This is a genomic window from Kitasatospora sp. NPDC048722, from assembly GCF_040650235.1.
In the GTDB taxonomy this organism is placed as follows: domain Bacteria; phylum Actinomycetota; class Actinomycetes; order Streptomycetales; family Streptomycetaceae; genus Kitasatospora.
The window spans coordinates 1-12,051 of the sequence record NZ_JBEZGX010000109.1 but is presented as its reverse complement, the minus strand read 5'-3'; the positions used below and the strand labels follow the sequence as shown (position 1 = coordinate 12,051).

Below are 12,051 nucleotides of genomic sequence, written 5' to 3'. Positions count from 1 at the left end.
CTCACCGCCGACCGGAACGACCGGGACGTCCTCGACGCCATGACGGCCACCCAGATCTGCCGCGGTCCGGACCGGTCCGGCGGCCGAGTGCCAGGCCAGGCGGCCGTCCTCCGTCGACATTGCTGAGCCCTCCGGGCTGGTGTGGGTCATCCGCAGCGACGCCCCTCGTTGATGCAGGTCGCCATCTGGTCCAGCAGGTCCCGGGACATCACGTTGATGAAGTCCCCGTGGTCGGTGATCGGGTTGTGGAGCTGCTCCGGGAAGGTGTCGACGGCGAAGCGAACGCCGGTCGGCACGTCGTAGGCGATGCGCTCGGTCAGCTGGGGGATCGCCCGGAAGTTCCGCGGGCAGCTGCCGTCCGCCCGCGAGAAGGCGGTGTGGGTGCGGTGGTTGGCGCTGTCGATGTTCCTGCCGTCCCAGCAGTCGGGGAACTTGAGGGTCCGGACGACCCGGCTGCCGCCCGGGCAGAGCGGGTACTTGTCGGCGAGCTGGCGGTCCTCGAAGCCGGTGCAGCTCCACGAGGCGTGGGCGTTGGCCGGGCCGTTGGTGAGCGCCTTGGCGTCGCCGGTGATGATCCGCAGGAAGCGGGTCATCGGCTGGACCCTGTTCCCGGCGGCGGAGTCGTACGTGATCCCGACCTCGGCCGGCTGGAGGATGCGTCCGACGTTGCGGTCCTTCCCGCCGCCCGGCGCCTTCGCGTCCTTCTCCGCCTGCCCGTCGAGGACCCGCAGCACCGGCCAGTAGTAGGCCGACTGGTCCCCGTTGGAGCAGGTGGTGCCGGCGTTGGCGAGCCTGCCGTTGGTGGAGAACGCGTCCGTGACGAGGTTCCCGACGTAGTCGTGCATGTGGTGGGCGCCGTTGCTGACCCCGGGCGCCACGATCACGTTGTCGGGGTTGAGGTGGCGGTTCTCGTTGAGCCCGCACTGCGAGGTGAAGGTGCCGGTGGCCGACCCGGTGCGGGTGGGCCTGGCGGTGTTCGGGGTCACGGTCCTGATGTCGACGAACCCCCGTCCCAGGGCGGACCGTCCGCCGCTCGCCAGGTTCTTCGGCCCGGCCGCGCCGCTCTGCCCGGCCGCGCCGCTCTGCCCGCCGTCACCGCTCCCGCCCTCGGGGGCGTAGTCCTCGGCGGAGGAGTCGACCACCAGGTCGCGCCGGATCGCGCAGGTCGCCAGTCCCGAGACGTCCTGGGGCAGGCCGGAGTCGGGCCCGGCGCTGGTCACCAGCTTCCGCAGGGTCGCCGTCCGCTTCCCGGCCAGCTCGCCCATGACCTGCTGCTCACCGCCGCCGGCGCCCGGCTCCGCGAGGCTTCGGTACGCGTCCGCCACCTGGACGTCGAGGTCGGCGAGGTCCTGGTCGACGTCCTGCTGCGCGCTCTCCGGCACCGCGGCCAGCGCCGTGCCGACGTCCGCGCAGGCGACCGTGCCCGGCCGGGACCCGGCCTGTTGGGAAGCGGTCCCCTGCGACCGCGACGGCCGCTGCCCGGCGAATGCGGCCGCCGCGAGCGCCGAAGCGCCGGTGACCGCCAATATCCCGGCCAGCAGAAGGGCGAACACCTTCCGCCTGGCCTTGCCGCGTTTGTGAATCCTCATGTCGCATCCTCGAAACGGGATCGGGCCTGCCTGGCAGGCCGTGGAAAGCCTTGTGCTGCCTCGGTGTCCGGGCAGGGTTCCTAGTGCTGCGTCGTCGGCCCGGAACTCGGTGCCGGGTTCGGGCCCTGGCTCGGAGCGGACGTGCCGGCCGGCGGTCCGGAAAGGTCGCCGAATTTCACCAGCCCGGTGTTCTCCAGGACCGTCATGTGGTCGAGCACGGTGGAATTCGCGGTGGTCGCGAGATCGCGGACGGTGGAATTCTGGGTCCCGGCGCGCACTTGGGCGACCACCGCGAAGACCTGGCCGTGGGCGTTGCGCACGATGTTCGCGAACATCCGGTCGAAATCGGGCCCCTGGGCGTCGTCCAGTTGTTTCAGCCACGCCTTCTGCTGGTCGGAGGGCTCGTCGGGCAGGCCCAGGCCGAGGGTCCTGGCGGCGTCCACCACGGCCCGGTCGAGATCCGTGTGCCCGTCGATCAGGTGCTGTCCCGCGGTCCTGACCTCGGGCGTGCCGCCCTTGGCGACGGCCATCCGGCCTGCGGGGATCTCCCACAGCCCGGCCAGCCGGACCCGTTTGACGAAGTCCCGGTCGAGCGGTGTCAGCGGCCCGGACGCCGTCTGCAGGGTCGCCACCGCGACCGGCGACGGGTCCGTACGCGCGGCGGTGCGGTACGAGCCCGCCGATCGCACGACGGGAACCGCCAGGGCCGTGCCCGTGAACAGCACGGCCACGATCACGAGCAGGGTGGCGAACCAGCGCGGAAGTCTGGTCGCCCCGGGTATTCCGTAAACCGCCGTTCCGGGTTCGCGTTTCTTCCTCGAAGATGACATCGGCTTCCTCATCGCGCCGGGATTCCGTTCACCGTCACCGGGCGGACGGTTCGGCGGCGACCGCACCGCGGAACCTCCCGGGAACCGCCGGCCACTGTCGGGCCGGTCACCGTGGAAAGAGGGCGAACCCGGGGTTCCGTCCCGCGACTTTGCCCATCCTTTACCCCGGGGGCGCGGGGACGCCGCACCGGCGCACCTTTCCCGACGCTTGTTCGACGATCCGTCAGCACGTGCGAACCATGCGCGTGCTGCCACTGTGGCGCGGAGCCCGGGAGGCGGTAGATTGCCGTACCGGTCGGCCCCCAAGGGCGCCGCACCGGCCCTGGTGTCCCCCCTTTTCCGTCCGGACGCGAGCGAGGCCATGTGCGACTGAACCTCAATCAACTGGCGATATTCGCCAAGGTCATCGAATGCGGCGGCTTCTCGGCGGCGAGCCAGGTCCTGTTCCTGAGCCAGTCGTCCGTCTCGAAACAGGTGCAGAACCTGGAAATAGCCCTGCGCACCCAGCTGGTCGACCGGTCAGGCCCGAAGATCCGCCCGACCCTGGCCGGGGAGGTCCTGCTCGCGCAGTCCAAGGAGGTGCTCGCGCTCGCCGACCAGGCCGTCGCGGCCGTCCAGGCCGCCGCACTCCTGCTGGAGGACCCGCTGGTGATCGGCAGCACGAGCACGATCGCCGCGCACTTCCTGCCGTCCGTCCTGCTCGAACTGCGGCGACGGGCGCCCGAGGTCCGCTTCGGCCTCGTCGTCAGCGGCGCCGACCAGCTGACGACCGCCCTGGAGGAAGGCCGGATCGGTGTCGCACTGAGCGGAGGCCCGCTGCCCCCCGGGCGCTACCGGTCGGAGCGCCTCGCCGACGACGACATGCTGCTCGCCTGCGCGGCCGGCCATCCGCTGGCCGGGCGGGACGTCACTCCCGCCGACCTGGCGGACGAAACGTTCCTGCTGCGCGAGACCGGTTCGGACACCCGCCGTCAGCTGACGGACCTCCTGCACGCCTGGGAACTGTCCGGTGCCCGGACGCTCGACCTGTGGGGCACCGAAGGCATCAAGGAGGCCGTACGGATCGGTCTGGGAGTCGGGCTGGTGGCGCGCCGGTCCGTCCACCTGGAGCTCCGGCACGGCGTCCTGGCCGAACTGCGGATCCACCCGGCGCCCGGGCACCGGACCGTGACGGCAGGCTCGACGCTGGCCCGGCCCCTCACCGCGTACGAGCAGATGCTGCTACTGGTCCTGCGGGACGGCGCCGCCCGGGCGACCGCGGAGGCGTGATCCCCCCGATCACACGCGCGGCGGATTCCGGTCCAGGTAGCGGAGGCCCTGCTTGAGGTGGGCCCGCGGGTTGGTGTCCAGGTACCGGGCCCAGGCGGGCCTGCTCTCGCCGCGCCGGTAGGCGTAGCAGGCCAGGGCGTAGCCGAGCATCCGCTCGCTCAGGTAGCCGAGCCGCGAGGACGACCAGCCCTGCCTGCCCTGCCGGAAGTCGAACGCGGCGTTGGCCGTGAAGACGCCGAGGCCGAAGTGCACCGTCAGCAGGTCGGTGAGCGGCTCGTGGTCGCGCCGTTCGGTCGAGATGCGCCGCTCGTCGAGGAGGCGGACGTGCCCCAACTCGTGCGCGATGGTGGCGACCAGGGCGACCGGACGGGCGGCCTGGCGCTGCGCGACGGCGATCACCGGCCGCCCGTTCTCCCGCCGGTAGTGCCCGGCGGCGGAGCGCGACCTGTGGGCGAGCCCGAGGCCGGCCACCATGGCGCCCTCGCCGTCGTCCGGCTCGATCTCGATCGTCAGCCGGTTGGGCGCCACGTCCAGGTACCCGCAGAGCTGGGCGATCAGCCCCCGGATGTCGGCGTCGGAGCCCGCGTACGGCCCGGGGAAGTACTCGGCGGTCGGCAGCACCGGAGCACGCTCCAGCATCCCGCGCCCGAACTCGGCCGCCAGCCAGGCCATGGACTCCTCGATCCAGACCCGCTCGTCCGGACCGACCGGACACCTCGGCGGGAACAGCGCCATGACACCCCCCAGTGATCACGGCCATCATGCACCACGGCGCGGGCGGCGTTGACCGCTGGGGACTACCGGGCTGCGGTGAAACGGACCGAGCCGACGCCGCCTCCGGCACTGGCACCACCCGGGCCCACGGTGTCGATCGCGTCCTCGCAGCCGGCGTCGCGGAACACGGCCGCCTCCGCGTCGGTGTCGTTGTACAGCTCGCTGACGTCGCCGTCGAGCTCGTAGCACCGGTCGCTCCCCGGATTGTCCAGGTAGTGCTCCTGGTTGTCGCTGATGTAGGTGAAAGTCCCGTCCGTGGCTTGAGCGTTGGCCGGGAACCCGATGCACAGGGCCACCACGGCGACGCCGGTGGCCAGCGTCCTTCCGAAGTTCTTCACAGGACTCTTCTCCTTCTGAGCGGTGAGCTCCCCCGGCTTCCAGCGCTGCCAGTCTCACCGTTCCGCTGCACGAAGACGCGGGGCCTCACTCGAACAGCTCTCCGTCGGCGCTTCCCGTCCTCCGGAAGGCGGTACGCCCGCACTTGCCTCTCGAAGGTCAAGAGCCCGGCTTCGGTCGGCGACGGGCCTTGGGTTCGCCGACGGATGACGACCGGCTCCCGTCGCGGCGATAACGTCGTTCGCAACCGATGACGTTGACGCCGCGTGGGATGACGACACGCACACGGTCCGACAGGTCGGTGCAATCCCCGCGCCGCCTCCACGGTGGCCCCATGCGCCGTGCCGCAGCGCAGTTCCCCGGTCGTCGATCTCGCCGCCAGAGCGCCGCACCGCCGCCCCGCCGCCCCGCCGCCCTGTCGCCCTGTCGCCCTGTCGCCCCCCAGGGCACTCACACCTCGGCGCGTCGGACTTCATCCGGTAAACGCAACGCGTTTGCTTTAAGGCGGCGAAGGGGCCTAGAGTCACTAACGCAAACCATTAGCTTTTGGTGGTGGGAGCGCTCCGCCGCCCCACCCGGCCAGGAGGAGCGTCCGCCATGCCCGCAGCCGAACTCACACCGCCGGAGGCGGCCCGCTGGGCCGACCGCGCCGGCCTGTCACTGGCCCCCGACCGTCACGCCGGCGTCGCGGCCACCGCGAACCACATCCACTCCGTCGTCGCGACCCTCCGGGAGCTGGACTTCGGGGACACCCCACCGGCAGGCGCCTACCGCGCGGAAGGGGGACGGCCCGATGCATCCGCATGAGCTCTCCCTCACCGCCGCCGCGGACGCGATCCGGTCCCGCCGGCTGTCCCCCGTCGAGCTGGTGGACTCGGTCCTCGACCGCATCGAGCAGGTGGAGCCCGAACTCGGCGCCTACGTCACGGTCACCGCGGAGCAGGCGCGCGGAGCGGCGCGCGCGGCCGAGCGCGAAACGGCGCGGGGCCGCCACCGGGGGCCGCTGCACGGCATCCCGATGGGGCTCAAGGACCTGATCGATGTCGCCGGCTTGGCCACCACGGCCAGCTCCCGGGTACGCACCGACCATCGCGCGCCGGCCGACAGCACGGTCGCCGCCCGTTTGACCGCGGCCGGCGCGGTTCTGGTCGGCAAGACCCACACGCACGAGTTCGCGTTCGGCCTGACCACCCCGCAGACCCGCAACGCCCGGGACCGCGACCGGGTCGCCGGCGGCTCCAGCGGCGGGTCCGCCGTCGCCGTCGCGTCGGGCGCGGCGACCTTCGCCCTGGGGACCGACACGGGCGGGTCGATCCGGGTGCCCGCCGCGCTCAACGGGGTCGTCGGCCTCAAGCCGACCTACGGTCTCGTTCCCCGTCACGGCGTCACGTCGCTGTCGTGGTCGCTGGACCACGTCGGCCCGATCACCCGCACCGTCGAGGACGCGGCCCTGGTCCTGACCGCCCTCGTCGGGCACGACCCGCGCGACCCCGCCTCGCTGTCCCCGCCCGCCGTGGACTACCGGCCCGGTCCGGGCACGGACCTGACGGGACTGCGCATCGGCGTGCCGCGCACCTACTGCTTCGACCACGTCGACGCGCAGGTGGAGGCCGCCGTCCGGCACGCCGTCGAGCACCTGGAGGTCCTCGGCGCGCGGCTCGTCGAGGTCGACATCCCGATGACCCGCTACATCCGGGCCATCCAGTGGGGCCTGATGGTGCCGGAGGCCACCGCCTACCACGAGCGCACCCTGCGCGCGGCGCCGGAGCTGTACGGGGCGGACGTCCGCATCCTCCTGGAGGCCGGCGAGTTGATGAGCGCCGGGGACTACCTGCGGGCCCAGCGCGCCCGGACCCTGATGCGGGAGGAGTGGACCCGCCTGCTGGAGACGGTCGACGTGATCGCCGCCCCGACGGTCCCGACGACCGCGGTACGGGCCGGCCAGGAGACGGTCACCTGGCCCGACGGCACGGTCGAGAGCGTCTCCGACGCCTATGTGCGCCTCTCCGCCCCCGCCAACATCACCGGGGTACCCGCCCTCTCCGTCCCCGTCGGCCACGACCGGGCGGGCCTGCCGATCGGCCTGCAGCTGCTCGGCCGGCCCCTCGGGGAGCGCACGCTCCTGCGCGTCGGCCACGCCTACGAGCGGACGCGGCCCGCCCGGGGGCCCGCCACGGTGTCCTGAGCGCAACGGCCGGACCGGACGGATCGCCGCTCGACGCCGAGGCACCCCTTAAACGCAACGACCGAGCCTTAAGGGGTGCCATGAGCCGTCGGCCGACGATGTGCTCGGGCCTCGGGACACGTGGGTCCGGGGGATCAGAGCACGTGCCACAGTGCGGCCGCGAACACCACCGTCACCCACGTCCAGAGCAGGGAGAGCCCGATGTGCGCTGCGGTGCGGAAGGTGTCGCCGCGCCACAGCTTCGGCGAGAAGACCGCGAACTCGAACAGCCAGCGCAGGCCCCAGAAGAGGGTCTGCCCGGCCAGCAGGGCGGTGCCGAGCCGGGTGCCGGACAGCAGGTCACCGGTCAGGCACAGCGGCAGCAGGCCGAGCAGGGCACAGGCGAGGCCGATGAAGAACAGGTGTGCGTAGGAGACCTGACGGGTCAGCAGGGTGGTGCCCGCAAGGTCGGCGGGCCAGTCGACGAAGCGCGGCAGCACCGCGTGGAACAGGCCCATCCCGACGAGTACCGCCCCGACCAGCCGCAGTTGCCCCGCCAGGGTGAAGATCTCGCTCATTCCGCGCACCGTACCGGACGGCGGAGGTGAGGACGCTGACCGGTCCGGCGACCGGCGGTCCGGCCCTCGGCTCCAGCCCGGCCCCGGCGGCACGCCCCGGCCGGACTCCGCGGATTGGGCGCCGAGGCGGGCGAACACGGACGACGGCGCGCAGCCGGTGCGTCGTGCACCGGCTGCGCGCCGTCGTTGTCCGTGTGGCGTCAGGACATCAGGTGCGCATAGCCCTCCACCAGGAGCTCGCCGTACTCGAATTGTCGCCCGAGGGCCACGTACCGGTCGTACTGCTCGCGCGGGACCACGGGACCGACCTTGGCGAGCGCGCCCAGCAGGAGGCGGAACGCCAGGTCGGGGCAGACCCGTGCCGCGACCTCGTTGAGGGCCGGCACGATGCCCGGAACGTATCCTCCGGGCGCGTGCAGTGCCCCCTCCGTGATCCCGGCGGAGACCAGCAGGATCTCGTCCAGGACGGCTCCCGCCACGTGCCCGTAGGGACTGGGCGGCACGCGCTCGTCGCTGCCACCGCCCTCGGCGGCGAGCCGCTCCCGACCGAGGCGGACGATCAGACGGAGCCAGTCACGGCCGTCGTGGCCCTCGCGACGGAGGTCGTGGTACGGATGGGTGACCGTCGACCAGAGGGTCTCGACCTGCCACGCGGGCAGCTCGGCGGCCTCCAGCCGCAGGGCGTCCAGGAGTACCGACTCGGCGATCCAGGAAGGGTTGCGGGCGAGGTAGTCCGTCAGGACCTCGGCGTCGTCGCCTTCACTGCGCCAGTGCGCGTGGAACGCCTCGGCCAGGAGGGAGAACCCGAAGTCGGCCGCACCGCCGTACCGTTCCGTCATCAAACGCCCCTGCGCGGGAGGGGGAAGATGGAGGTCACGTACCACCCCTTGGGGTGCTTGTCCGGTCCCGTGGTGTAGTCGATCTTGACCCGGACCTCGACCTTCGTGCTGGAGGGCGTCGGCACGCCCCCGCCACCACGCTGGTAGACATCGCCGAGGGAGGTCAGCTTGCTCCCGTTCGCGTCCAGGATGGTCACCTCCGCGGTGAACTTGAACTCGCTCTTGCCGAGTCGCTTCGCGGTTCCGTACTGCTTCGCGCCGTCCGACACCCACGCCTGCTTGAGCGCCTCTTCCGCGGTGGCCAGGTCGGTGAACACTCCGGTGAACCCGTCGAGCTCTGCCTTGGCCTGGGCGCGGACCGCGTCGGTGCCCCTGACCGTGCCGCTGGCGTTCGTGTAGGGACCGCCGGCGACGTGGTCCTTGATGGTGTGCAGGGTCGAGTCCTTCGCCTCGTCGTTGAGCAGGTAGAGGCAGTTGTGGACGAGCAGGTCGGGCGCCTGGACGCCCTCGGTGCGCACGAAGAAGTCGTGCGGTCCGTCGACCGTCAGGTCGTAGACCGCTTCCGGAGCCGGCCCGGTCCGGTCGGTGGTGCCCGCGACCGTCTGCGGCGTGTTGTCCGAGGCCCGCAGGCGGTCTCCCGGCCGCAGGGCCGAGGCGAGGGTCCAGCCGGCCTGCTCCGTGTAGAAGCGGTGGCCGGCCGTGGTGGAGAGCGTGCTGCCGTCCGCCAGGGCGATGTCCACCATGCGCCGTGTGGTGTGGGCGTAGGTGGCGGTCACCGGCTGCGGACGCAGTACCCCGGTCGCGGGGTCGGTCGTGAACACCCGGTCGCCGGTCCGGATCTCACTGATGGCCCGGTACGAGCCGTCGGCCAGAAGGACCCTGGTGCCCGCGGGGAAGCTGTTGAGCTCGCACGTCTCGTAGACGTACTGAACCGACTTCAGCTCGTCGCCCAGCTGGCGGACGAGGGCCGGGTCGATGTCGGGGGTCTTGCTCAGCGCGTCGAGGGCTTCCTTCGAACCGACGCCGTCCTTGAAGGTGTTGCGGAAGGCGGCCACCCCGTCGGCGGCGCTGAGCAGTTTGCTGGTGACCGCGTCGCTGTAGCCGTTGAGCGTTGCCTGGAGGGCGAGCTTGGCGTCCTCGATGCCGACGCCGGTCTCCAGGGCGAAGCGGAACGCGACGATGGCCTTGGCGCCCTTGGCGAGCGTGCCGTAGGGGATGAAGTTGGACGCGGCCCAGGCACAGGACGCGTTGAAGCCGGGGTCGTTGTAGCACTTGATGAAGTCTCCGAAGAGCATCTCGCGCAACGCGTTGTTGGCGAGGGCCTGCCCGGAGAACTTCGTGTTCCAGTCGTGCTCGGTGATCTGGATGACGGTGTCGTACTGGGTGTTCAGGGGCTCCGTCCGGAGCAGGAGGGTGTCCCAGGTGCTGTACTTGCCCTGGCAGGCCGCGATGGAGAGGTTCGGCTCGGGGCAGGTCCGCAGGAAGTAGTCGACGGTGCCCGTGACCTTGACGGTGGCGTTGACGTCGCAGACCCGCACCCCGGCGGCGTTGTCGTACCAGGAGGACTTCGTGCCGAGCGAGTTCAGGCCCAGCGTGGGGTCACCGAAGTTGCAGCGGCCCCGGTTGTCCTTGAGGATCTCCTGCTTCGTGTCGGGGCGCGGGACGGTCTGCACGTAGGTGACGCGGCCGTTGTCGTCGACGACGGCGGTCTCGTGCTGCATCTTGCCCTCGGCGCTGTCGGCCTGCTGCTTCGCCATGATCAGCTGAGCGGCCTCCCTGGCGGCCGTGTACGCCTCGTCCCTGCTCTTGGCGGCGGCGGCCGCCGACGCCTGTGCCTGGTCCGAGGCGGTCTTGGCGTCGGCCGCGTACTGGCTCGCCTGGTTGGCGTAGCCGGTGGCCATGGCCGCGGAGAAGCTGGCGCTGCGGGCGGCGGAGGCGGCGGAGGCGGCGGAGGCCTGGGCCTGCTGGGCGTAGGTGGCGGCCTGCGCGGCGGAGGCCTGGGCGGCCTGCGCGGACTGGGCGGCCTGGTTGGCGAAGCCCTGGGCGGCCTGGGCTGACTGGCTTGCCGTGTTGGCGTACGTGGCGGCCTCGTTCGCTGCGCCGCGGGCGGTGGCGGAGGCCTGGGCGGCCTGGGCCGCGTACTGGCGGGCCTGGGCGACCGAGCCGTCTATCGTGGCCAAGTAGGACGCGATGGTGGCGACGTGGGCGGCGGTCATCGCGTCGCGCTGCTGGGCCTTGGGCAGGCCGGTCTGGAGGAACGGCACGAGGCGGTCGGCGGGGCCGGACAGGACGGCCTGGGCCGCGGCCTTGACCTCACCTCCACCGGTCGCCAACTGCTGGGTGACGAGGACGCGGTTGTCGTCCTCGCGAGCCTTGAACTGGCCCACCGTGAGGAAGGCACGGACGTCGTCGATCGTGCCGTCGAGCGCCTTGCCCGCGGCGGCCTTCACCCCCGGTCCCCCGGTGGCCATGATCTGCGAGAGCTCGACGCGGTCGTCGTCGTCCTTGCCCGGGTACTGCCCGGTGGCCAGGAACGCCCGGACCTGGTCCGGCGTACCCACCGAGGCGGCCTCCGCGGCGAGGCGCTTCTCCAGCTTGCCGGGGCTCTGGGCGATGGCCATGACGCTGGTGCGGTCGTCGCGGTCCCTGGCCACCGTCAGGTCGGTGGTCAGGAAGGCCTGGACGGCGTAGTCGTCGCCCTCCAGGGCCCTCTGGGCGGCGGCCTTCGTCCACGGGCCGCCGGCCTCCAGCAGCCGCAGCGCGGCCTGACGGCCCTTGAGCAGGACGGTCTTGGAGTCGGTACCGGGAGCCTGAGCGTCCTTGATCAGCTGCGCGGTGTCGGCGGCGAACTGCGTCGCCTTGCCGGACTCCCAGGCCGCGGTCCTCGCCTTGAGGTCGGCCTCGCGGGAGGCCTCGTCGGCCGCCGCCATCTCGGCGGCCTGCTGGGCGTCGAGGCGCTCCTTGTCCGTGGCGCGCGCGACGTCGGCCACCTTGTGGGCCTGCACGGCGGAGTTCGCCGCCGAATCGGCGTCGACGGCGGCCGCGGCGGCAGCAGCCTGCGCGACGTTGGCCGCGGTGGCCGCGTCACCGGCGTGCCTGGCCGCTTCCTCCGCAGCGGCGGCGGCCGCTTCGGCGTGGGCGGCGGCCTCGTTGGCGGCGCGCTGGGCCTCTCCGGCCGCGTCTGCGGCCTGCTTGGCGATCGCGACGGTGGCGTTGGCAGCGCGCTGGGCCTCCCCCGCGGCGCTCTTGGCCCGGGCGGCCGCGAGGCGGGCCCGGGCGGCGTCCTCGGCGGACACCCCGGAGTAGTCGGCGGCTTCGGCGGCGGCCTGGGCGGCGTCGGCGGCGTTGGCCCCGGCCGAGGCCGCGGCCTTCGCGGCGAGTCCGGCCTGGGACGCGGCGCGGCCGGCCCAGGCGCTGGCCTCGCCCGCGGTGCGGGCGTCACCGGCGGCGTTGCGGGCGGCGACGGCGGCGTTGCGGGCCGCGTCCGCCTGGCCGGCATCCCCTGCGGCATTGGCCGCGGCGGCCAGCGCCCTGGCGGCCGCGTTGCCCGCCTTCGTCGCGGCCGACGCGGCGTCGGCCGCGGCGTTGGCCGCCTGTCGCGAGGCCTCGTTCGCGGCCTTCGCCGCCGCGGAGGCGGGCTGGGCAGCGGCGGCGGCGCGGGTCGCGGCGTCC

The 12,051-nt window shown here is 72.6% G+C and carries 10 protein-coding genes; 3 read left to right on the top strand and 7 right to left on the bottom strand.

The window, feature by feature from the left end:
• Positions 1-146 precede the first annotated feature (146 nt).
• Positions 147-1,589, bottom strand: coding sequence for a DUF1996 domain-containing protein (locus tag AB0C76_RS40240; RefSeq protein ID WP_359975400.1), 1,443 nt, complete (start codon positions 1,587-1,589; stop codon positions 147-149).
• Between the two features lie 80 nt (positions 1,590-1,669).
• A complete protein-coding gene (locus AB0C76_RS40235; RefSeq protein WP_359975397.1) occupies positions 1,670-2,419 on the bottom strand; it encodes a DUF4142 domain-containing protein in 750 nt (249 codons plus the stop codon).
• A 363-nt stretch (positions 2,420-2,782) separates the two neighbouring features.
• Between AB0C76_RS40235 and AB0C76_RS40230 the strand changes: the two genes are divergently transcribed.
• Positions 2,783-3,688, top strand: a complete 906-nt coding sequence (locus AB0C76_RS40230; protein ID WP_359975394.1) for a LysR family transcriptional regulator — start codon at positions 2,783-2,785, stop codon at positions 3,686-3,688.
• Positions 3,689-3,697: 9 nt separating this feature from the next.
• Here the strand turns inward: AB0C76_RS40230 and AB0C76_RS40225 are convergent, their stop codons facing one another.
• Both AB0C76_RS40225 and AB0C76_RS40220 read right to left on the bottom strand, forming a co-directional pair.
• Complete coding sequence (locus AB0C76_RS40225; RefSeq protein ID WP_359975392.1) at positions 3,698-4,423, bottom strand: hypothetical protein; 726 nt, start codon at positions 4,421-4,423, stop codon at positions 3,698-3,700.
• A gap of 62 nt (positions 4,424-4,485) precedes the next feature.
• Positions 4,486-4,800, bottom strand: coding sequence for a hypothetical protein (locus AB0C76_RS40220; protein WP_359975389.1), 315 nt, complete (start codon positions 4,798-4,800; stop codon positions 4,486-4,488).
• Positions 4,801-5,395: 595 nt separating this feature from the next.
• On the opposite strand from AB0C76_RS40220, the gene AB0C76_RS40215 reads away from it, so the two are divergent.
• Both AB0C76_RS40215 and AB0C76_RS40210 read left to right on the top strand, forming a co-directional pair.
• Entirely contained in the window at positions 5,396-5,605 is a 210-nt protein-coding gene (locus AB0C76_RS40215; protein WP_359975387.1) for a hypothetical protein, read from the top strand.
• Entirely contained in the window at positions 5,592-6,983 is a 1,392-nt protein-coding gene (locus tag AB0C76_RS40210) for an amidase (RefSeq protein ID WP_359975384.1), read from the top strand. The genes AB0C76_RS40215 and AB0C76_RS40210 overlap by 14 nt, the downstream gene beginning before the upstream one ends.
• Positions 6,984-7,117: 134 nt before the next feature.
• On the opposite strand, the gene AB0C76_RS40205 is transcribed toward AB0C76_RS40210, so the two are convergent.
• The 3 genes from AB0C76_RS40205 to AB0C76_RS40195 all read right to left on the bottom strand — a co-directional run.
• Complete coding sequence (locus AB0C76_RS40205; RefSeq protein ID WP_359975381.1) at positions 7,118-7,540, bottom strand: hypothetical protein; 423 nt, start codon at positions 7,538-7,540, stop codon at positions 7,118-7,120.
• A gap of 200 nt (positions 7,541-7,740) precedes the next feature.
• Complete coding sequence (locus AB0C76_RS40200) at positions 7,741-8,379, bottom strand: hypothetical protein (protein WP_359975378.1); 639 nt, start codon at positions 8,377-8,379, stop codon at positions 7,741-7,743.
• On the bottom strand, positions 8,379-12,051 hold a 3,673-nt coding region (locus AB0C76_RS40195; protein ID WP_359975375.1), incomplete at its 5' end, for a polymorphic toxin-type HINT domain-containing protein. The genes AB0C76_RS40200 and AB0C76_RS40195, both read right to left, overlap by 1 nt.